Raw genomic sequence first — 21,010 nt, forward strand, 5'->3', positions numbered from 1 at the left:
TGTACACGCTATTTTGCCCCTAATCTGGTATTCCCGATAAAAATAATATCGCCTGCGTTAATCCGGCAGGGATGCTCCCTTGACACCTGATACACTTTGCCATCCTTCGCATCCTGGATTCTTACACCGTTTCTGCTTCCTAAATCTTCAATATACCACTGCCCCGCCGCATAATTTAACACAGCGTGCTGACGGTCTGCCATTCCGCCATACTCTGTATTCTGAAGATTAATGTCCACGTTTTCCTTATGCTCGTCCCGTCCGATTAAAAGGGACGTCTTTCCGCCAATATGCCAGGCTGATATTTCGTTTCCCTCTTCATCTAACAGCAACAGTTCCTGTATTCCCCGCCCATTTCCTCTTTTTTTCTGTCTGCCGGACAGAGAATCCGTCACTGCCAGCAGCAAAAATGCCAGAAATACAATCCCGCAGACAGCCATAAGCGTATCCCGCCCCCTGCTCTGCTCCATATATGTAAAACATAGAATTATAATTGCAGCGGAAAGACTGCATATCATCATGTCCATGAAATTTTTCTTATTCATTTTCACCTCAATATCACCGCAAATCTGCGTCTGAAAAATCAAATCGTCTTTCTCAACGTTTCAATCCCATATAACGTTCAAATAAATCTGTCACATCCATGGGATTAATCTTTTGTTGCGTGCGATTCTCCTTTTTCTCACTCTGCTTTCCCATGGAAAAAAATCGTTCAAATTCCTTTTCAATATCTCCCGGATCAATCGTTCCTCCTCCGGTATTCTTTCTGCCCGTCCCAGCACCGTTCCTTCCTGTCCCAGCGCTGTTCCTTCCTGCCGCACTTTTCTGTTCTTTCTGCGCTGCCCTAGCGTTGTACTCTTCCCTCTTTTGTTTATCGCTCAGAATCCGGTATGCCTCTCCGATTTCCTTAAACCGTTCCTCTGCCCGCTTATCTCCCGGATGTGTATCGGGGTGGCATTCTTTTGCCGCTTTTCTATATGCCTTTTTTATGGTGTCCTCATCAGCCGTTTGCGAAACCCCTAATACCTGATATGGATTCATATTTGTTCCAACCTTTCGTTCATGGCAATAGAAAGCCCGTAAAATGCGCTTTCTATTGCCGATTTAAGGCGCAGGCTGTCCTATTTGCTGACAATCTGCGCCCTGCTGTTATGCTGAATAATTTCCTTCTACCGCTACAGAAGCGATTTTGTCTTTCTTCTGTCTGAGTACTAATGTGAAGGTTCCGGTTCCCTCTACATCGCCAAACTCTTCTTTGTAGTCAAGCACGAATGCGTTTGGGAAACAATATTTTCTCTCCATTACACCGCCTGCCACATGCTCTACTGTCACCTTCCGATAACAGTCCACTTTCTCCGCCGGAACAACGGACCATAATGCCAGCTTCCTGGTACTGTCAGTAATATCCCCGTCCAAAGCCGCTAAAATCTTTCCGGTAATTACCATAGTTGCGCCGACATCCTTCGTTCTCGCATTAGAATCCAGCGGAATATCAGTAGTAACCTTTACGCTTCTGACACATTCCTTCGCCACTTCAAAGCTCTCGCTTCCTTCGACTTTTACTAAAAATGACATAATTTCCTCTCCTTTCTTTATTCACCGTAGCCGCCTTCGATCTTCACCGCATCATTCTCGTCCTTTTTCTGCTTGATGTGGAGGTAAAATGTACCCACACCGGTTTCATCATCCATATGCTCCTCATATTCCATGACAAACGCATTGGGGATTGTGTACTTTCTTACCACCTGTCCTGCTGATACAACATCGATCTGTGCATTTCTGTAGCAGTCTGCCTGCTCGGACGGAACCTGAGACCATTTGGATAATCCAAGTGTTCCGTCTTCTCCGTCTGCTCCCACCTTATACAACATTTTTCCGGTAATCTTTACTGCAATGCCAAAATCTGTAGCCCTTGCGTTGGAATCTGTTGCGGAATCGGAACTGAACGTAACTTTCTGGATAGTTTTCTCGTCCAGATTGATGTTCTCTGCGCCTCCACTCACTGCTAATCTAAAACCCATGTTCGTTTCCTCCTTCTTTTCTTTTAGACTTTATTTAAAATGTTCTGTCCTCGCTGTTGACCCGGTTAATCTCGATTTCGAGATTCTTCACGTTACCGTTAAATGCGATATCAAGCGTGCAGTATCCCGCTGCCTCGTCGATGGAATACCGGATATCGTCTCCGTTTCCGATAATCGCATTGATGCAATCCTTCTTCTCCATCCATCTGCTTCTCTGGCTGGTAGGCTTGCTGGAGAAAAACTCCACAATATTTTCCTGCTTAAAATCGCCTGTCGCTAAACGCATCACTCTCTGAATGTAAGTAGTCACCTGTGTCTTATAGATTGGCTCATAACTCTTTCCGTCTGTCAGCAGGTTACGTGCCTTGTAGACCATAATGTTCTGGATATTCATATCCTTAAGCACTGCATTTTCGGAAGAAAATACAAATCCGAAATTCTTCCGGTTGATATCGCTCTTGATATCGTTGGTGTATCCTGTAATCTCTTTTGCCATGGTAGTCCGAACCTGCAGTGCGTGATCTCCTGACTCAATGTCAAACCGGACACCCGGAAGCTCATCGTCCACGTTTTTCTTAAACACTTCTTTTAAGTAGTCCGGACTCTGGTAAGCTGCCACCAAACCGGCTGCCACATAAGCAGCTCCTATGTAGACACCATCAATCCAGATTTTCATAACATCTTCTTTTTCTTTAGACAGCGCTGCCGTATTCTGCTCTGTAATGTACATTTTGTTATCCAGAATGACGCCGGACTTGTCTTTTGGTATTACGGTAAAATTCGGGATACAGGGAATTGCATATTCACTAAAAGGCTTGCCAATCAACTGCGTGCATTTTGTTTCATATTTTTCAATTCCCTCTGTCGCCATAACATTAAAGGTGGTCTTGTCCCCCGTCTCATAGCTGAAGAAACACTGCACTTCATAATCTTTCAGCGCATCCAGAATCCGAACCAGCGATTCCATGCTGTTCACATCCTCTTTCTCTACGTTCTCATTTCCTTTAAAACGCTCCTTTACCGCCTTCAGCTTAGAACTGCTGTTTAAGGAAACCGACGGAACAATGGCATACCAGATGGTATTCTCAAAATCATTTTTTGCGTTTACCGTATTGAGATATGCTAAAAGTCGCGGAATGTTGCTGCTCTTTGCCAGCATATCGTTGCTCACATTCGATACCACCAGAGAAGGTTTCATTCCCTTGCAGTTTCTCGGATACTGCTCGAAGAAAGCCCATACCCCCATGATTTTTTCCACCAACGGTTTTACTGTCTTGATAAAATCATCCTTGCTCCGCTTGTAGAACTCAAGGTAAGAATTGTAGTTCGCTACTTCTTTCTCAATATCTACCACACTCTCCATCGTAGATGCCAGCGGACAGAAAGTTCTTGCAACCAACGACATAACATACTCATTTCCGTCCTCGTTCAAATCCATATAGTCTTTCTCGATTGCCTGAATCAGTCCGGCGTTGGCATTGTCGTCTAATACCATCAGCTCTTTTTTGTTTTCCTTCGGCGCCTCTAAAATCTTAAGTTCTCCGTGTTCATCCATACTGAGCACGCCAATGCTTAACGGCGCTTCGTCTTTTTTCTTCTGTCCATCGCCCAACAACAGCCTTGTCTTGATATCCTCTATCGCAAGCGGCAGCATTGCCATTACATTGTTGTAATTGACACTTGCTTCTTCAAACATCAGATTCAGCTTATCTGCCGTATCTAACTTCTTCGGATCGCCGTCCTCAAGTTTCGCATATTCACTGTAGGTATACTGAAGTTCTTTTCGGTTCTGTCGGATATCGTCCATGACCTTTTTGGGTGAAATCATATCCGTCAGTTTCTCAAATTTAAAATCTACGTTGATGCTTCCCTCCGCCCGCTTTGCCTCAACAAGCGTCATCAGCATTTTCAGATAATCATTCTGGCGGTTCAGATGAATTTCACTCAGTAACTCATCTTCAATCGTTTCCGGTTTTTTCAGCGTATAGATTACTTTCTGATTGTTTGCGTCAAAATACGAATACACCACCGGCTCAAATTTCTCCAAAAATTCGTCAAAACTTCTCACCAGCAAGGCATCGTTTATTTCTTTGATTTTGTCGTCACTTACGCTGTTTACCCCCCTGACGTCTCCAACAAGTGTCAGAAGATTCAGCTTTTCCGGATTGATTTCCTCAAAGAGAATCGTCCTGTTTGTCTGTGTTATTGTATTCACTTTGTTCCTCCTTACCTTTCGCTTGGTTTCATATTTTTATAATGAAGTTCAATTTCTGTTCCTCCATTATTAAAAATCAGCAATATTTTTTCTCCATAGTATAAAGAATACTTTCTCTCCCGTTTCAAAATCTGGTTTTCTTTTACAATTGTTGCATAACCACTGTTTTTGAAACACAGTGCATGGTCTTTTCCGCCAGTAAACCTGATTTTATCTGCATCCGATAATTTATAGTCAATCCCGCAGCGGTCTTTGATCCAGTCAAAGGATATACTTTTTCGTGATTTTCCGAATAACTTAATACTGCAGGGCGCAACGTCTTCTTCCTGCTCCCCCTTTAACAAATATACCGCCAACTGTCCCGAGAAATCATATTTCGGCAGCACAGGAGGTTCCGATTTCTCTATGATAATGGAACCCGTCTCACCATCGTTTTTTTTTTGCTTTTTCCTTTCATATAAAACAGAGAGCAAAAGTACCACTGCACATAAAGATATAATTACAATCCAAAGAACCGTATAATCAGGTTCCTCCTCTACAACCGGAACTGTCAATTCCACCGTATCTGCCGTTTTTATGTAATGAACCACATTTTCCGACGGCTGAATTGCAATTTCCACATTCACTTTTGCCGTCTCGTCTGTCTGATACGGAACCATCGCCGTGCCATTTTCCACACGGTAAGACGCTTCCTTGCCATTAATCAAAACAGAAATACTGTCTTTTAAAGTTTCCGAATCCAAAACCGGCTTCTCCTGATGGTTTACAACATTTACCTTCAGGGTAAATGTCCCTTCCTCTGATGTATAGGATTTCTCCATATCAGCTTTTAAAAAATATTCTTTTATCAGATAAGTATGGACATTTCCTCTGTTTTCCAGAGAATAGTCCATTGTAATCTGCCGTTCCAATGGATTTTCCAATTCAGCAACCGCAAACTTGTTTCCCTGAAGCATATTCAGGCTCTCACACTGTCCCGCAACATGAAAATCCTCGATGTTTTCCCCTGACACGAGAAGTATCTTTGCATTCTGCATATAAGTATCCTGCAGATCCACTGTCATATTTCCTTCTCCGGAAACCGCCTCGCCAAGTTCTATTTTTTCTATCTGTAACGTCTGGAACAGATATTTTGCAGTGATTTCTTCAATCGTCTGGTTTTCGCCTACTGTATACTGCTCTCCTGACGTCACTTTCGTTCCATACGAAACCTCATTCTCCGTCTTATCATTGGGGATTGCAAACATGTCAATTTTTATTCCCTGTTCTGCAATCTGATCCACCATATTTTCAAACTGCCTGATTGCAGTTTCTGTTTCGCTTTGATCCCGCAGAGAAATTTCCCCGTCGGAAATAAATACCACTCTTTTATCTGCCGCCGCACTGTCAAACATATCAGCCGCCGTTTCCAACGCCACCGCTGGGGTGGTGTAGCCCTGCAGTTCTACCGTCTCGAGTGCATGTCTGGTTTTCTGATTAATGTTTCCGAAATCTTCCTCATAAACAATTTCCGTGTTATATACCAGCAATGCCACTTCGTATTCTTTCGGCAACGCCGACGCTATCATACATGCACTGTCTGCCGCCTCTATCCATTGTCCATCTCCCTGCATGGACTTACTTGCATCCAACAAAAATATAATCTGCTTTTTTTCGGTGATTTCATTGATTTCATTCTTCTCCGCTGCCAAAACCCTTGCCGGAAACAGCAAAGAAAGCCCTATGAACAGCATTGCCAATTTAATTGTTATCTTCTCTACTTTTCCCATTTTTCTCCGTATATCTTTTTACTGACCATGCCAGATAACTCACTCCACACCAGATAACTGCGCCCAAAACCGCATATGCAGCTCTCTGATTTACCGCTAAGAATACCATTCCGAGTATCAGCTCTGTTACAACTATGATTCGCGCCTTTTTTCCGATTACTTTCTTTTCTGCTTCCTCCAGAGGCTTATTTTTATCCTCCAGGGGAGCAAATAGAAATATCCCCATCCCTGCAGCCAACGCCGCAGCGATTGTAAGACAGGTCTGATAAGCAAATTCTGCTTTTATCCATAACAAGGTTAAAACCAGAATCCCACATGAAAGAAAATAGCAGCTCATCCATCCCGGTGCGTGATATCCTCCTGCTTCCTGCCGCAACAGCATAAATGCAATCAGAAATATCATGCAATATAACAATTCCCCAAAGGCCGCGCCAATGACAACACCCGTTCCAATATTGAAAGCATATACAGCAACGGTCTGCAACGCGAATAGATATATATCCCTGTACTCCGATTGAATGCTTCCATTTTCTTCCATGAAGTCTACGATTCTTTCAAAAAGTTTTCTCATTTCTTACTCTCAGAAAACTTTTTGAGATTTTCCGGCACCTTGGGCTGATGCAGAATAAAATAGCAGCATTTTGTTGCAGCGCCTGTTGCTACTTTCTCCAGACCAAATGTCATTAAATTGCTCAAATAGCGGTTTAACAGATTTCTCATCTTGATTCCCCCTCTCTTTTTTCCTAATAATACCATTTTTTGACACAGAATCTTCAAAACGTCAAGAATCGTATGGTTATCTGTAACTTTTTTATTTTTATGCAAAAAAAAGAGACGCCTGTCTCTCACTCACGCATCTCTTATTTCCCTTTACATTTCTTTACATAGAAAAAATCTCATACAATAATACTGTCACCACAAATTGATGATTCCCATCATCAATGATAACCTCCCCATCATACCGTCTGGCTATCTTCCTTATTATATTCAGTCCAAATCCATGCCTGTGTTTTTCTTTTTTTGTTGTCATATAATGATTTCCGCTCTTTTTCCGTTCTTCTTCGTAATGGTTAGAAACCATCATCATAAGGTTTCTTCTATCCACTCGTATTTCTACGCAAACACTACGTTCTTCTGCTTTCACTTTTTTGGATGCCTCTATCGCATTATCCAACAAATTTCCAAGACAGATACAGATATCTTCTGTTTCCACTTTTAAATCTCTCGGTATCATCAGCTTTGTTTCAAATTTAATATCAAATGTCTCAGCAACCGCCGCTTTATAGTTAATAATACTGTCAAAATAGAAACACCCTGTATTAGATACTTTTCTCTGCTTATGTAACTTTTCTAAAGAATTATCGCAATATTTTTTGAGTGCCTCATAGTCTCCTTTCTCCAGATACATTTTCTCCATCAGATACCGTTCCGTCATATTATGGCGGAACTCACTCATTTCTACCCACAGATTCATGTTTTCATTGTACTGTCTGAGATAATATTCACTTTGCTCCTGTAAAACCTCTTCCCGTACTCTTTTTTCTGCTGTTTCTCCAATTTTATCATACAAATAATATGTAAAAATATTTATCAGCATTACCATAAGCGCTGCCACAAAATCCAATGTCTCGCTCATGCTTTCCTTTTGACAGATCATTTCAGCTAAAATGACAATGCTTCCTCCGGGAATCATAAAAATTTCAACCCATTCCTGTGTATTCAACCTGATATTTTTATGCCGCTTGATAAGCGCCAGCAATATTTTTATAAAGAAAAACATAACTAGCTTGGAAACCAGCAATAGTAAGTAATCCTCATTTGCCGTATCTACTTTGACTCCACTTTTCTGAACAAATATCTGCCATCCATAATAAGTCAATACTTCTGATAATGCTCCGCTAATTGCCATAAAAGCAGTAACTGCCGATAAAACCCATGCAGAATCTATATATAAAATACGTAAAGCAAAAAAAAATGAGACAACAAATATTCCTGTATTGTCCCACGCACTTTTTGCAAAACTGTAAGTAAAAAAATTAGAAATAACAAAATACATTCCCCATACAAAACACTCCCACACTCTGCCATGCTTTCTTTGTGTCAGGACTTTTTGTGCAAAAATTCTCTGATACACTAAAGAAAAAATTTCAATGGCTGCCAGCATTACTTTCATCATTTAGCTTATCCTCATCAATTCAATATAACTTTTTCGTATTTTATCCTTATATCTGGGACCTATTTTAAATTCTTTGCCGTCATCCATCACTACTTTTTCATACCGAAATTCCTTTACATAGTTCACATTGACCAGATAAGATTTACTAATCCTTAAAAACTTGATATTCATCTGTTCTAACTGTGCTTCTACTTCATCCAGTTTTTTATAAAAGGAAGAAACACCGTCTGTACTGTAAAGATTCACCTGTCGCTTATCACTCTCAAAATAACGAATTTTATTTACCAAAATCTTATATGGAACTTTTTTATATGTATACTCAAAAATTTCTTCTTTTTGACTCATCGCCTTAAACGCTTCTCTAAACCCACGATCCAGTTCCTCCTCCGAAACAGGCTTGTCTATAAACCGAAATGGCTGTACATTAATGATTTCCTTACAATACTGTTCATAGTAGGAAATGAAGAACAAAATTGCCCTGTTATCCTTTTCCCGAATCCGTCTTGCCGTTTCAACTCCGTTTATCCCGCCCATTTCAATATCCAAAAGAATGATATCCATATTGCCTTTTTGTTCCATTTCCCATAGCAAATCTTCTCCGCTTTGAAAACATTTTATTTCTGTATTCAGCCCCAAACGGCAAACGATATTCCTAACCATCTCTTCCTGTATCTGAAGTTGTTCTACTAAATCATCACAAATCCCGATCCTTATCATATATCTTTGCCCCCACTGTAACAACTAATGTTGCCGTTTTGCCAGACTCTTAACCAAAGCTTTTACCATATCATAAACAATTCTGATGTCTTCTTCACTGCATTCTTCCAATTCCTGTGAAATTTCTTCATCAAAAACAGCTTTCCCTTTCACCAGATTATCACAAATCAATGCGTCCAATGTCGTATCCAGAGCGTTTGCAATATCTATCAAAGTTGCCAAGCTTACTTTTGTCTTTCCCCACTCTATATTACTCATATGTGGATTAGAATTTCCAACAGTAGATGCCAGCATCTCCTGCGACCATTCTTTCTTCGTCCGACGCTCTTTTATTCTCATACCTATTGCGCAATAGTCTAATTTCATTTCTATCTCCGAAACTCATTTTCCTTTATCATATCTTTTCTTTGACTATTTAAGAATGCTTTATATGCTAATTTATTTTGCTATGGTTTAATAATCTACAAGAAATTTTTTATTTTATTTGCAAAATTATCATTTTAAGCTTAACATATACGTCATTTTACGTTTATTACCAATGTGTAACCAGACTATATTTCTATTTTATCCTAAATACTTTTTTTCACTTTTTAGTCTTTTAGTTAAAATGAACGTTCAAGGTGGTATCAAACTGACCTCCTCCCCAGTCCACCCCCAAAAGGTGTCTCTTTCGTCCACTCTTCCATACGCTGTGTCTGTTCTGCAAATCTCCTTTTTATCAGTCTGTTTCCTTTGACATTGCTTAGTTTTCTCCTGCTGCGTCTCTGCATTTGCGTGGCTCTTGATTCTGTGGAAAGCTCTTAGAAACTCTGCCATTTCCTCTACCGCCAGTGTTTCCGACTGTACCGGAATAATCAGACTGTCACAGCATATCATCACGTTTATCATAGCTGTCCCCATCTTCGGCATACCGTCAATGAGGATGTAGTCATACTGCTCCTTAATGGTGTCCACAAACTCTTTCAGCTTGTATTCTGCAAAATCAGTATCACACATCAGCTTATCAAAGTTATCCAGCTTGTTATTCGCTGGAATTAAATCTACTCCTGTCTCTGTCCTTATCATGTAGGACCCTTTATCCGGCAGTTCTTCGTTCATCACGATACACTTCAAAATGTCATAAATTGTCACGGAAAGCTGCTCTGGTGCGGTCACTCCGCAAAGTTTTGTTGTGTGCCTCTGCCCGTCAAAGTCAATCAATGCGACCTTACAGCCCTCCTTAGACAGCAGATATGACAGGGCTGTGGCGGTCGTGGTCTTACCTACTCCGCCCTTTCTGTTTACAATTCCTAAAACCTTGCCCATACGTTTGCTTCCTTTCTCTTGTTGAATTTGTTATTTTGGTTACATTGGATTCTCATGCAGGCAGCGAGCCAAGGCCAGGCTTGCTGAACCTTGGCGACTGCCATGGTATCAATTTCATATGACACTTGGATAAAAGTAGGACTGTTCACTTACCTCCTTCCATGTAAGAACACTATCGGTTACAATTTGGAAAATAGATTTTGCACTAAAACTGAGATTGATTAGAAATGGTAAATTTGAAATACATTTGAAAAATAGATTTTTAACTCCTTATGGTATTTTAGTGTCAAGTTATCCGATTTTCCTTTTTCAGAATGAAAACCAGGTTGTTTTCATCCCAATTTGCCGTTTTCACAGCAATTTCTGTTTTGGACGAAATCAGCGGAACCCCTTGATTTTACTGGCTTCTCACTAACTTGACACTATAATACCATTATCCCCAAACACCGGATTCGGATAGTCCCGCATCGCCGGAAGCCTTCTTGCCCCCTTGATCAGATACGCTTTCATTTTTTCCCCATACAGATATGGATCATTTTTATCCACGATCCCCCATTGCATCAGAAGTGCTGCCCCGCCAGTCACAAAGGGAGCCGCCATCGATGTTCCGCTTCTTGTCACATACCCGCCGCCCGGCGCACAGGAAGTAATATCCACCCCCGGTGCGACCAGATCTGGTTTGACCTGATTGGTCTCCCGCGTATACCCGCGCCCGGAAAATGCCGCCGCGCGGTCAAAATATCCGTCGTAGGCTCCGACGGTGATCACCCGCGCCGCCGTCGACGGAATCGTCAGTGTTGTCTCCTCCGACGGCATCAAAAAGCCCGTACCTTCGTTTAAAACACCGCCCGCTGGAAGCCACATATCATAATTTCCGGCTGCAATTCTCTGTGGTACAAGCTGTATCGTCCAGACGCCGCTGTCAATATACTCGTTTACCGGAAGCAGGTCAAAATAAATTTCCTGATAAGGACTGTAGGGACTCGGTTCTCCGTAATAAAGCAGAATATCTGTATTCCCCAGCCTAAAACGCTGCGGACCTAAAATCTGCCGGACTGGTTCCACTCTCGTACCATTCGGATGAATCAGCGAGACCGCAATCTCATCGGAATAATTTTTCCAAATTTGAAGATTTAAAGACGGCTCATAACTGCTCACGGCGATTTCCACATCTTTCGTGATATTTTCCCGCAGGGTTCCAGACGCATGCACCGCCGACGCCCCCTCATTTCCGCTGCCGGCAACAATCGACGTCCGCCAGTAATTCGCCATATCATCAAGATAACTCTCTAACAGGGAGTTGCCGGAGTGGGAACCATAGTTATTCCCAAAGCTCAAATTTATAACAATGGGCATCCCGTATTCCTGGGCTTTTCTGATACAGTAATCTACTGCCTGCATCAGTTCCGTCGTTCTTGGAAAAGACCGTTCCCCCGGCGTTCCCAATTTTACGATCAGAAGCGGACTTTCATATGCCACTCCGCGGTATCTTCCCTGTGAGGCTCTGCCATTTCCGGCTGCGATCCCCGTCACATGGGTGCCATGCCCGGAGATGTCACGGCTGGGGCACAACGCAAACCGCTCTCTCTCCGTTGTCTGCTCTAAAGCGCGGTCTATCACCGCTCTCGTAAATTCAGTTCCAAGAAAGTACCCTGACGGTGCCCCTAAAAATGACGTTTCTCCATTCTCCGCAGGAAACGGATCTGCCACGCTGTCTGCTGGTATCGTCTGATCCCACAGATTTAAAATCCGGGTGGTTCCGTCTGCATTCCGAAAATCCGGGTGTGTATAATCGATGCCGGAATCGATCACTGCCACGATCACGCCGGTTCCACTTAAATTTCTGCCAGACGACAATGTTCCCTGCTCCGTCCCCACCGTCTGCAGCTGATTGATGCATGATACACGTCTGCCGTTATTCACTGCAAAAAACAAAAGTTTCGGTTTCTCCATGTATTCGATCTCTGTCAGTGCCGCCACCAGTTCCACAATATGCTCTGGCAAAAGCAGGATCGCATATTCATTCCGCAGATTTGTAATCCTGATCCGGTCATACTCCTCCGGAAATTTTTCTGCAAACAGTCCCCTCAACGCTTCTTCCGTGCCTCCGAATTTTACGATAACTTCCCAGGTCCGTTCCGCTCTGTCATACCCGGTATCGAGATCTAACGATTTTTCCCTCTCCCGCTCTGTCGCATCGAGTGCAAGATTTAACAGATTTTCCATTTTCTCATTGGACATAAAAATCCCCCGCAAACGCACTCCTTACTTATTAGAAATGCAGCTTGGGGGGATTTTATGACTCTTTTGGGGTAAATTTAAAATTCTACCGACTTATTATTATTTTTTAATGCATGATACAGTTCTGCGCGTGTCAGATATATGTAAGGTTCTACATAAAAAACAAGAAGAATACCAAATGTGCAGACACCTAACAGCGTCCAGCCGATAAATGAAAGATCTAACACAAATGCATCCCATTTGTTTCCATCCATCATCTGTTTACTTTCTGCAAAGGCTTCCTGTCTGGTCATCTCCGGATGCTCTGCTAAAAGATATGGGATCATCATATACTCATAACTTTTCACGATACCCGGAATGATAAATAATAACATCCAGAGTCCTGTAAACAGCCCCCGCAGGAACATGATCATGCCGATGTGCGCATATCCGTTTTTAAATCCGTATGCAATATCGCCTAATTCCGCGTTACCATACTTACAGTTAATGAAAAATTTCTGACATCCCACTTCAAGCGGATTCCAGATAAAAATACTGAGCAGGATGCTGATCACCATGGCAACAAATACTGCTGCCAGTATAATCCCAATCACAGTAAATACCATTACCGGATCTATATCCGTCAATCCATCCGTTGATGACCTTGCCGAATTTTGGGCAGCTGTTGAGCCTGAACCTAAAATAAATGACAGAATCAGTCCCACCAGCACTGCTTTCCAGTAATTCGCCTTCAATGCCAGCTTTGCATTGCTTTTTAACTCACTTCTGTTCCACATGTTAAACTCCTCCTGATAAAAACATTTTACACTTTTGCAGTTTAACACATTAACGTTTTTTTGTCATCCCTCAAACAAAAATTCTCAGAAAATCTTAAGAATTAGACCTCAATTTTCCCTTCTTTTAACAATTCAATAAATGCCTCTGCCAGTTTTGGATCAAACTGTGTTCCCTTATTGTGTTCTAACTCACTGATTGCATAATCGATCGACATAGCTTCCTTGTAGGTACGCTTTGTTGTCATCGCATCAAACGAATCACATACCGCAAGAATACGCCCTAACAGTGGAATATCTTCTCCTTTCAGGCCTCTCGGATATCCCTTTCCGTCATATCTCTCATGATGCGATAATACAGCCGGTATCACATAGTTCATATTCGGCAGAAAATGAATCATCTCAATGGAATTCGTGACATGTGTTTTCATGATCTCATATTCCTCATCATTTAACCTGCCCTGTTTTTTTAAGATACTCTCAGGAATACCAATCTTTCCGATATCGTGAAGCAGTCCTGCCTCCTTTGCAATTTCAATGTCATTCGGCTCAAGACCTATTTTTTTTGCGAGAAGAACCGCATAATCCGATACATGGCAGGAATGTTCAAAGGTATAAGAATCCTTTGCATCGATTGCTGCAGTCAGTGCGTAAATCGTTGGTGCAATCTGTTCATAATGCTTTTGTACCTGCTGATCCTCAAGTTCATCTTCTGTATGTGCTCCATAAATTTTAATACAGTTTTTTCCGTCCCGTTTTGCATAAAAATTTGCACGTTCTGCCTGACTGAGCAGCTCATCCGCTCCCGAAGCCGTATCCGGATAAAATGCAATTCCGACACTTGCAGTCACCGGTTGTAGAACATCCGGTTTTTCTTCATCCGCGAGCAGAAAATTCTTCTGTATCTTCGCCGCAATCTGTGCCACCTTTTTCTTTTCATCCGAATTTATCAGCACCACATATTCATTTGATCCAAACCGGAACGTATTTCCCTGACATCCTACGGTATTCTCTATGATATGTCCGCACCATTTTAAGATACGATCCCCACATTCTTCCCCGTACAGCTCATTAAAAAGCTTAAAATCATCCAGATCAAGATACACCAGGGCTATCTTCTGCTCTTCTTTCCAGTTCTCCGCCAGAAACTTTTTAAAATATCCCCTGTTATAAAGTCCTGTCAGTTCATCATGGATCGATATCTGATATACTTCCTGATAAGTACGGATATTCTTAAGGCACACACCCGCATACACACCAATTCTCCAGTAGTAATCTCTCTCTAAATAATTTAATCTGGTTCTTTTCTCCGATTTTATATAGATAAATCCCTGTATCTCATCATCATACTTCATCAATGAAATCTCAGAGCACTCACCTGCCCCCGATCTTTCCAGCATAGCCGTGATTTCATCCTGCTCTGCCTGATCCGGCATCTGTCCACCGGCTGTTTTTACAACCGTAAACTTTTCTCCATTTTTGATAAAAACAAAGATGTCCTTTACCGGAAACATCTCATTTACCACACCAATCAGCAGCTTAAACAGATCTTCCTGCCGCAATATAGACGCCGACTCATTCTGAAAACGACGTAATACCTCGATCTGCTTTCTGTTCTGCCTCTGCATGATTCCCTCTGCCATTTTTCTTGCCAGATAAAATACAAACAACGACCATCCTGTAAATCCAAGTACGAGCACTATAACTTTTTGCTGTATTTCCGGCAATACACTGCCAAGATACCACTCCGCATTGTGATTAAAATTGAACACAGGAAGAAGACTGACCGCCAGTGCAACCGAGTAGATACATCCGATCACGATACGGTTCGAGATATCAAACAGATACTTGTGCCACATGATATATAACAGGCACAATGCCATAAAAATACCGCCCAGCATATCATACGGGAAAAAATTACCCGGCAGTGCAACAAAAAGATTGCCTGTCAAAATTGCAACTGTTCCAAGCAGCAGTGGAAATAATTTCTTTCGTTTTTCAAATTTATTGCCGATTGCCCTGTGCGCCAAAACTGTCGTATAGACGATCACAACTGCCTCCGCAGCTGCAAATAAATAACTTCCCCAAGATAGATGACAGGCATATCCAATGCTTTCATCTGCATACCGGATAATATCCGGTTCCGGGATAAATACTTCTGTGACAACATTGATCCCCATTGCCACCACAGTAGCTATGCAATATCCGGTCAGGAAACCATTCTTTTTGATCTCCAACATATAAAATAAAAATGCATACATAAAAATCGGTACCGTCAAAAATCCGAATACCGACACATGAAACCAGAACCGCATCCCCGGCATGATCTGCATACGCATCATTACTACACCGCCAGTCCAGATCAGACAGGATAAAAGAATCTGTCTGAAATACCTGACCGGTTTTGCATCCCCGGCATTCAGGAATGAAAAAAATATAAATAAAAAACAGAAAAACGCTCCGATTGGAACTCCAATATATAAACTATCCAGCGTCAAAGCCGTTTCCTCCAAATTGAATGTAAAATTTTTCAAAATCAATCATTATATTCATGTGCAAAATCGGCACATGATCCAATTCACAATTCGTCAATCATACAAGCATGTTGACTCTCTCTCGTTCATTATAGCATATTTTAACCTGCAATTCCATTTTTTTCCATCATCCATCATCTTTTTGATGGGAATCCATCATCTTTTTGATGGATTTGCATACACTAACAGGGATTAAATCTGTTTTTTAATGGAGTGACCTTATGTGCGGAATTGCAGGATTTTGCAGCCTGAAACGCTGTTATACGGACAGACAGTCCTTTTGGGAAAATATACTGGTGTCCATGCACGAAAAACTCATCCACCGCGGCGGTGATGCTTCCGGCATTTATCTGACACCTCATGCCGGTCTGTCACATCAGAGACTTTCTATCCGTGATATCACGCACGGTGCACAGCCTATGATACGTCACCGGGACGGGGCAGATTATGCCATCGTCTACAATGGGGAGATCTATAATACCGATGAACTGATCCCGGAGCTTACTGCTGCCGGATATAATTTTCTCACAACATCCGACACGGAAGTGATCTTATATGCCTACATGCATTTCGGTGCTTCCTTTGTCTCCCGCTTAAATGGAATCTTTTCCTTTGCCATCTGGGACGGTGCCGCAAAACAGCTTTTTCTCTACCGCGACAGAGTAGGGACAAAGCCGCTTTTTTATCACGCAAAAGACGGTGAGCTTGTCTTTGCCTCAGAGCCAAAAGCACTGTTCTGCTTTCCGGATCTTTCACCCGCTATTACCGAAAACAGCCTGAGAGAACTGCTTGCAGTCGGGCCGGCGCGCACCCCCGGATGTGGGGTTTTTCAGGATATCTATGAAGTTCTACCCGGACATTACCTGTGTTTTGATGCCATGGGGCTCTCCGATACCACCTACTGGGATCTGAAATGTCTGCCCCACACGGACTCCTACGAGGACACCGTGGCACATGTATCTTTTCTCATGCGCGATACCGTAAAACGGCAGATGATTTCCGATGTGCCGGTCTGTACCTTTTTATCCGGGGGCATCGATTCAAGCATCGTCACAGCCCTTGCTGCCGCTTACCAGAGGGAACACGGTGAAGTCTTAAATACGTTTTCCTTTGACTTTACGGAAAATGATATTTATTTTCAATCCAATTCCTTTCAGCCGGAACGCGATCTTCCCTATGTAAACTGCATGTTAGAGCACTGTAAAACCAGTCATACTTACCTGGAATGCACCCAGGAGACGCTCGCCGACATGCTCTATGCTGCCGTGGACGCAAAGGATATGCCTGGCATGACAGATGTCGATGCCTCCTTACTTTACTTTTGTTCTCTGGTCAAAAAACAAAACAAGGTCACACTGACCGGGGAATGTGCCGATGAAATCTTCGGCGGATACCCGTGGTTTTACCGCCCGGAACTGATGAACCGGGATGGTTTTCCGTGGTCTGCGGATATCGATGCCCGTACTGCCTTTCTTGATGATGATGTTATGAAAAGCCTTGATCTCTCTTCTTACTCCCATGCAAGGTATGAAGAATCCCTGAAAAAAACACCGCATCTTCCGGATGAAACCGCCGAAGAATACAGACGCCGTGAGATCGCCTACCTGAATATCAAATGGTTTATGCAGACACTGCTCGACCGCATGGACCGCACCAGCATGTATTCCGGTCTTGAGGCGAGAGTCCCCTTTGCTGACCACCGTATCATCGACTATGTGTACAATGTTCCATGGAAAATGAAATACCAGAACGGTGTGGAAAAGGCTCTGCTTCGTGATGCCTTCCGCGATCTTCTGCCGCCGGAACTATTGCACCGCAAAAAAAGTCCTTACCCGAAAACCTACCATCCGGGTTATGAAAAGATCCTGATCGCGCGGATGACGGATATTTTAGCAGACAGCAATGCTTCTATCCTTCCGCTTATCGATAAAAAGAAAGCGAAAAAATTTATGGAAGCACCAAAAGAATACGGAAAGCCGTGGTTCGGGCAGCTTATGGCGGGTCCACAGCTTCTGGCCTATTTTATCCAGCTCAATTACTGGATGGAGAAATATCATCTTTCTGTGTGACAGAAAAAAACACTCCGGCACTTTTACTTTGTCCGGGGTGTTTTTTGTATATTATGATTCTAAAACTTTTCTGTGTTTTTTCTGATACACCCTGCATACCAGCACTGCGATCAGTGTCCCCGTGATCATTCCGGCAAGAACGTCCGTCGGATAATGCACTCCGACATAAAGTCTTGAAAACATGATCAGAAATGCCAGGATCAAAGCCGGCACCCCGATCTTCCCTGGGCATGTCAGAAAGATCACAACAGCCGCTGCAAAAGAACTGCCGGTATGCCCGGATGGAAATGAAAGATCCCTCTGCGCTTCTATGATACGCTGCAGTCCATCCACAGCCTCATAAGGCCTTGTTCTGGCGACCAGATTTTTTAAAATGAGATTATTAACGATCAGAGATCCCAACAGGGAACACGTCATGAGCACACCTGTTCTCCGCATCTTTTTTACAAGTAAAAATACGATTGCAAGAGCAATCCAGGTCCATCCCGCATCGCCTAAATGCGTAATAAATGTCATGACCGGCGTCAGAACAGCATTCCTCACATGCTCCTGGATCCACAATAAAATATTCCCATCTAACTGCAATAAAACATCCATCTTATGTATTACCCCGTTTTTTTATGTTTTTACATACATTTTATGTTTCTACTGCTGCCCCGTCAATACTTTGTTGAGCAGATCGGCAAGCGGTACCATCGCATTTTTTGCCTCCGCCAGTGTATTTGTCTGCGCCCCCACCTCGATCAGAAGTGTCTTCGGGCAATAGTGCATATTGTAGCGGTATCCCTTCAGATAAATTCTTCTGGTAAATCCCGGGTAATATTCTGCCGCCTTTAACTGCATCTGGAACGATATCGCCAGATTATCTGCAATATAAGGATTATAAAGATATTCGATATCGCCTGTTTTCGTCGTGCGGCTCAATCCATTAAAAAACATGATCTGCGCCATCGGCATGCCGTTTTGTTCCGTAACCAGTCTCGTATTGTTTCCGACTCCGTCACGGTGCAGATCGATCACAACCTCAATGCTTTTATTTTCCGCTAAGATCTGTTCTAACGCAGGGCCTGCTTTTGCATAGGCATGATCGCGGTCTCCGACATCATACTGCCCGGTGTGATGGATTACGGAAAAGCCATATTTTTGTGTCAGAAGCTCCGTCAGATAATCACCGACACCGACGACCGACATGGATGCATCACCCGGAACGGAATCCGCATACCCTTCCTGTGAATGCGTATGATAGATCAGTATCTGCGGTGTGGACGCATCATGGCTCAAACGTACATCCTTTCCGAGCAGGGCATCCGCATTGAGCTGTGTGCTCCCGATCGTCGTCGTATTGTCCACCTGATAAAAATTCTGGATCAGATAATCAAAATCATTCAGCTTTTCCCTTGCAAATGTCACTGCTTTGATGTCTGCCACAGCGGAAGCTGCCTGACTTTCTGCTGCACCTGCCTCTGCAATCTGTGCCTGCTGATTTTCTGCTGCATCTGCCTCTGCCGGCTGCTCTCCGGTGTTCTCCGCCACACCTGGCTCTGCCGGCTGCCCTCCGGTATTCTCTGCTGCACCTGCATCCGCCGTCTGTCCTCCTGCATCTTTTTCATCTGACAGGCTCGTACCATCTGCGCTTCCGACCGATGGTATCACTTCCCCCGTCTTTTCATCCACATAATTTTCATCTGCAGCCTCCCGCGCCAGAATTGCCTCATAAGAGAGATCACTCTCGATCTGCGTCTGGTATGATCCACTTTCAGGTTCATAATTTTCCCCGGAAAAAAGCACATCGATCACTTTCTCCACAAAAGACCACTCCGTCTCATCTTTTACACTGTAAGACAAACCGGGCAGATAAAAATCAAGTACTTTTTCGCAGCAGCTTTTTGCCCCCTCTTCTCCAAGCTTTGCAAAGAAAGATCTGTTTGTCTGTAAAAGTATTCCAATGACAGCCAGCAGCAATCCCCCCAGCCAGACGGCACCATTTATTTTTTTCTTTTTTAAATGTCGATAACGATAAGCATACATACTACACTGTATGCACTTCTATTTTTCATTATACCATGAAGCTCTGCTTCTTGATCGTGATCTGCATGAGTTTCGCCCGGCAGTCTTATTTTACTATAATCCCGCCTGTCTATTATGCCGGCAGTCCTTCCCCCATAAATGCAATATTGATGCCTTCCGAGATCGTGTAGCTTAATCTTTTGACCGACTCATCAATATCTTTTGGCGTCACAAACATCGCATTTAAATTCGGTGAGAGAAGTTCCCGGATCAGTTCATATTTTTCTCCATCGTTTAACTCTTTTAACGAATCCCCAAGCATATCAAATGCCTTGCTCTGGCTCATCGCAGCGATCAGGTTAAACATTGTGTCATTGACGATCGTTGCAGCATCCACAACTGTCGGTATCCCGATTGATATCACGGGAATCCCAAGGCTTTTTTTATTCAGTCCGTGTCTATGGTTTCCAACCCCGCTGCCCGGATTGATCCCGGTATCCGTGACCTGAATCGTCCGGTTTAACCGCTTGGTGCTGCGCGCCGCCAACGCATCAATGACAATGACCAGATCAGGTTTTGTCTCATCGATGATTCCATGAATGATCTCAAGACTTTCCATTCCCGTCTGCGCCATAACTCCCGGGACAATACTGCTGATCCGGTTCACATTTTTTTCTCCGAAAGCATACTTTCCATACTCTTTTACAATGTGTCTTGTGATAAAAAGATTGTCCACCACACGCGGGCCTAGTGCATCCGGCGTAACTTCACGGTTTCCAAGTCCAACGACCAGCACCGACAGCTCCTCATTTTTTTCCTGGATCAACTGACGGATGATCTTCGCAAGCTGTACGGATATCTCTCTGTGATAGTCTTCATCCTCCTCATCCATATTTCCCGCCTCGATCGTTATATAGGTTCCCTTGGGTTTTCCCATCGTCTTTGCACCGTTTTCCGTCTCAATGACCACTGTGCTGACTGTGATATTTTTGTCAACTTTCTCTTCTAAGAAACGGACTCCCTTCAGATCAACATGATCTTCCTGCATTTTTTCCTGCGTTTCAAGCGCTAAATCCGTTCGTATCTGATACATAAATTTTCCCCCATATTCCAATGCCCTGCTCCGACATCTGTTATCTTTGCCTATATTATTTCTGGTCTGAAAAAAAATTATCCATAATTT

19 protein-coding genes are annotated in these 21,010 nt (G+C 43.0%); 1 reads left to right on the forward strand and 18 read right to left on the reverse strand.

Features of this window, described 5'->3' with window-relative positions; all coding sequences use genetic code 11:
• Positions 1 to 8: 8 nt before the first annotated feature.
• The 15 genes from RIL182_RS14115 to RIL182_RS14185 form a co-directional block, all read right to left on the reverse strand.
• The gene (locus tag RIL182_RS14115) at positions 9 to 545 is read right to left on the reverse strand and encodes an FHA domain-containing protein (RefSeq protein WP_055193079.1); all 537 of its coding nucleotides are present in this window, start codon (positions 543 to 545) and stop codon (positions 9 to 11) included.
• 52 nt (positions 546 to 597) lie between these two features.
• A complete protein-coding gene (locus RIL182_RS14120; RefSeq protein WP_006858381.1) occupies positions 598 to 1,041 on the reverse strand; it encodes a J domain-containing protein in 444 nt (147 codons plus the stop codon).
• A gap of 108 nt (positions 1,042 to 1,149) precedes the next feature.
• Positions 1,150 to 1,575, reverse strand: coding sequence for a hypothetical protein (locus tag RIL182_RS14125; protein ID WP_006858382.1), 426 nt, complete (start codon positions 1,573 to 1,575; stop codon positions 1,150 to 1,152).
• Between the two features lie 17 nt (positions 1,576 to 1,592).
• Positions 1,593 to 2,021 carry a hypothetical protein gene (locus RIL182_RS14130; protein ID WP_006858383.1) on the reverse strand — a complete coding sequence of 143 codons (429 nt, stop codon included), beginning with the start codon at positions 2,019 to 2,021 and terminating at the stop codon, positions 1,593 to 1,595.
• A gap of 34 nt (positions 2,022 to 2,055) precedes the next feature.
• Positions 2,056 to 4,236, reverse strand: coding sequence for a hypothetical protein (locus RIL182_RS14135; protein WP_006858384.1), 2,181 nt, complete (start codon positions 4,234 to 4,236; stop codon positions 2,056 to 2,058).
• 11 nt (positions 4,237 to 4,247) lie between these two features.
• On the reverse strand, positions 4,248 to 6,005 hold the full coding sequence (locus tag RIL182_RS14140; protein WP_006858385.1) for a vWA domain-containing protein: 1,758 nt from the start codon (positions 6,003 to 6,005) through the stop codon (positions 4,248 to 4,250).
• Positions 5,977 to 6,576: an accessory gene regulator B family protein gene (locus tag RIL182_RS14145; protein WP_006858386.1), complete on the reverse strand. Its 600-nt coding sequence runs from the start codon at positions 6,574 to 6,576 to the stop codon at positions 5,977 to 5,979. The genes RIL182_RS14140 and RIL182_RS14145 overlap by 29 nt, the downstream gene beginning before the upstream one ends.
• Complete coding sequence (locus tag RIL182_RS14150; protein WP_241070752.1) at positions 6,573 to 6,725, reverse strand: cyclic lactone autoinducer peptide; 153 nt, start codon at positions 6,723 to 6,725, stop codon at positions 6,573 to 6,575. The genes RIL182_RS14145 and RIL182_RS14150 overlap by 4 nt, the downstream gene beginning before the upstream one ends.
• Positions 6,726 to 6,885: 160 nt before the next feature.
• Positions 6,886 to 7,914, reverse strand: coding sequence for an ATP-binding protein (locus tag RIL182_RS14155; RefSeq protein ID WP_015520279.1), 1,029 nt, complete (start codon positions 7,912 to 7,914; stop codon positions 6,886 to 6,888).
• Between the two features lie 267 nt (positions 7,915 to 8,181).
• On the reverse strand, positions 8,182 to 8,898 hold the full coding sequence (locus RIL182_RS14160) for a LytR/AlgR family response regulator transcription factor (RefSeq protein WP_006858389.1): 717 nt from the start codon (positions 8,896 to 8,898) through the stop codon (positions 8,182 to 8,184).
• Positions 8,899 to 8,922: 24 nt separating this feature from the next.
• The gene (locus tag RIL182_RS14165; RefSeq protein WP_006858390.1) at positions 8,923 to 9,264 is read right to left on the reverse strand and encodes a helix-turn-helix domain-containing protein; all 342 of its coding nucleotides are present in this window, start codon (positions 9,262 to 9,264) and stop codon (positions 8,923 to 8,925) included.
• Positions 9,265 to 9,513: 249 nt separating this feature from the next.
• Positions 9,514 to 10,203 carry a ParA family protein gene (locus RIL182_RS14170; RefSeq protein ID WP_006858391.1) on the reverse strand — a complete coding sequence of 230 codons (690 nt, stop codon included), beginning with the start codon at positions 10,201 to 10,203 and terminating at the stop codon, positions 9,514 to 9,516.
• 411 nt (positions 10,204 to 10,614) lie between these two features.
• Positions 10,615 to 12,444 carry a S8 family peptidase gene (locus RIL182_RS14175; protein ID WP_134523380.1) on the reverse strand — a complete coding sequence of 610 codons (1,830 nt, stop codon included), beginning with the start codon at positions 12,442 to 12,444 and terminating at the stop codon, positions 10,615 to 10,617.
• A 77-nt stretch (positions 12,445 to 12,521) separates the two neighbouring features.
• A complete protein-coding gene (locus RIL182_RS14180) occupies positions 12,522 to 13,220 on the reverse strand; it encodes a DUF975 family protein (protein WP_006858395.1) in 699 nt (232 codons plus the stop codon).
• Positions 13,221 to 13,321: 101 nt separating this feature from the next.
• Positions 13,322 to 15,715: a histidine kinase N-terminal 7TM domain-containing diguanylate cyclase/phosphohydrolase gene (locus RIL182_RS14185; protein WP_044999413.1), complete on the reverse strand. Its 2,394-nt coding sequence runs from the start codon at positions 15,713 to 15,715 to the stop codon at positions 13,322 to 13,324.
• Between the two features lie 257 nt (positions 15,716 to 15,972).
• Between RIL182_RS14185 and asnB the strand changes: the two genes are divergently transcribed.
• The gene (gene asnB / locus RIL182_RS14190) at positions 15,973 to 17,820 is read left to right on the forward strand and encodes an asparagine synthase (glutamine-hydrolyzing) (protein ID WP_044999414.1); all 1,848 of its coding nucleotides are present in this window, start codon (positions 15,973 to 15,975) and stop codon (positions 17,818 to 17,820) included.
• A 51-nt stretch (positions 17,821 to 17,871) separates the two neighbouring features.
• On the opposite strand, the gene RIL182_RS14195 is transcribed toward asnB, so the two are convergent.
• From RIL182_RS14195 to gpr, 3 genes are all read right to left on the reverse strand, one after another.
• The gene (locus RIL182_RS14195) at positions 17,872 to 18,417 is read right to left on the reverse strand and encodes a phosphatase PAP2 family protein (protein ID WP_006858396.1); all 546 of its coding nucleotides are present in this window, start codon (positions 18,415 to 18,417) and stop codon (positions 17,872 to 17,874) included.
• Between the two features lie 48 nt (positions 18,418 to 18,465).
• A complete protein-coding gene (locus RIL182_RS14200; protein WP_006858397.1) occupies positions 18,466 to 19,848 on the reverse strand; it encodes a stage II sporulation protein P in 1,383 nt (460 codons plus the stop codon).
• A 112-nt stretch (positions 19,849 to 19,960) separates the two neighbouring features.
• A complete protein-coding gene (gene gpr / locus RIL182_RS14205; protein WP_006858398.1) occupies positions 19,961 to 20,920 on the reverse strand; it encodes a GPR endopeptidase in 960 nt (319 codons plus the stop codon).
• Positions 20,921 to 21,010: the final 90 nt, after the last annotated feature.

It is taken from the genome of Roseburia intestinalis L1-82 (assembly GCF_900537995.1).
GTDB lineage: Bacteria > Bacillota > Clostridia > Lachnospirales > Lachnospiraceae > Roseburia > Roseburia intestinalis.

Excerpts from the sequence above, each read along its gene's own strand:
- RIL182_RS14150 (WP_241070752.1), bottom strand. The coding sequence starts at position 6,725 with ATGAGAAATCTGTTAAACCGCTATTTGAGCAATTTAATGACATTTGGT.
- RIL182_RS14200 (WP_006858397.1), bottom strand. The coding sequence starts at position 19,848 with ATGTATGCTTATCGTTATCGACATTTAAAAAAGAAAAAAATAAATGGT.
- RIL182_RS14125 (WP_006858382.1), bottom strand. The coding sequence starts at position 1,575 with ATGTCATTTTTAGTAAAAGTCGAAGGAAGCGAGAGCTTTGAAGTGGCG.
- RIL182_RS14155 (WP_015520279.1), bottom strand. The coding sequence starts at position 7,914 with ATGGCAATTAGCGGAGCATTATCAGAAGTATTGACTTATTATGGATGG.
- RIL182_RS14170 (WP_006858391.1), bottom strand. The coding sequence starts at position 10,203 with ATGGGCAAGGTTTTAGGAATTGTAAACAGAAAGGGCGGAGTAGGTAAG.
- asnB (WP_044999414.1), top strand. The coding sequence starts at position 15,973 with ATGTGCGGAATTGCAGGATTTTGCAGCCTGAAACGCTGTTATACGGAC.
- RIL182_RS14175 (WP_134523380.1), bottom strand. The coding sequence starts at position 12,444 with ATGTCCAATGAGAAAATGGAAAATCTGTTAAATCTTGCACTCGATGCG.
- RIL182_RS14130 (WP_006858383.1), bottom strand. The coding sequence starts at position 2,021 with ATGGGTTTTAGATTAGCAGTGAGTGGAGGCGCAGAGAACATCAATCTG.
- RIL182_RS14120 (WP_006858381.1), bottom strand. The coding sequence starts at position 1,041 with ATGAATCCATATCAGGTATTAGGGGTTTCGCAAACGGCTGATGAGGAC.
- gpr (WP_006858398.1), bottom strand. The coding sequence starts at position 20,920 with ATGTATCAGATACGAACGGATTTAGCGCTTGAAACGCAGGAAAAAATG.
- RIL182_RS14145 (WP_006858386.1), bottom strand. The coding sequence starts at position 6,576 with ATGAGAAAACTTTTTGAAAGAATCGTAGACTTCATGGAAGAAAATGGA.
- RIL182_RS14165 (WP_006858390.1), bottom strand. The coding sequence starts at position 9,264 with ATGAAATTAGACTATTGCGCAATAGGTATGAGAATAAAAGAGCGTCGG.
- RIL182_RS14180 (WP_006858395.1), bottom strand. The coding sequence starts at position 13,220 with ATGTGGAACAGAAGTGAGTTAAAAAGCAATGCAAAGCTGGCATTGAAG.
- RIL182_RS14115 (WP_055193079.1), bottom strand. The coding sequence starts at position 545 with ATGAATAAGAAAAATTTCATGGACATGATGATATGCAGTCTTTCCGCT.
- RIL182_RS14140 (WP_006858385.1), bottom strand. The coding sequence starts at position 6,005 with ATGGGAAAAGTAGAGAAGATAACAATTAAATTGGCAATGCTGTTCATA.
- RIL182_RS14160 (WP_006858389.1), bottom strand. The coding sequence starts at position 8,898 with ATGATAAGGATCGGGATTTGTGATGATTTAGTAGAACAACTTCAGATA.
- RIL182_RS14195 (WP_006858396.1), bottom strand. The coding sequence starts at position 18,417 with ATGGATGTTTTATTGCAGTTAGATGGGAATATTTTATTGTGGATCCAG.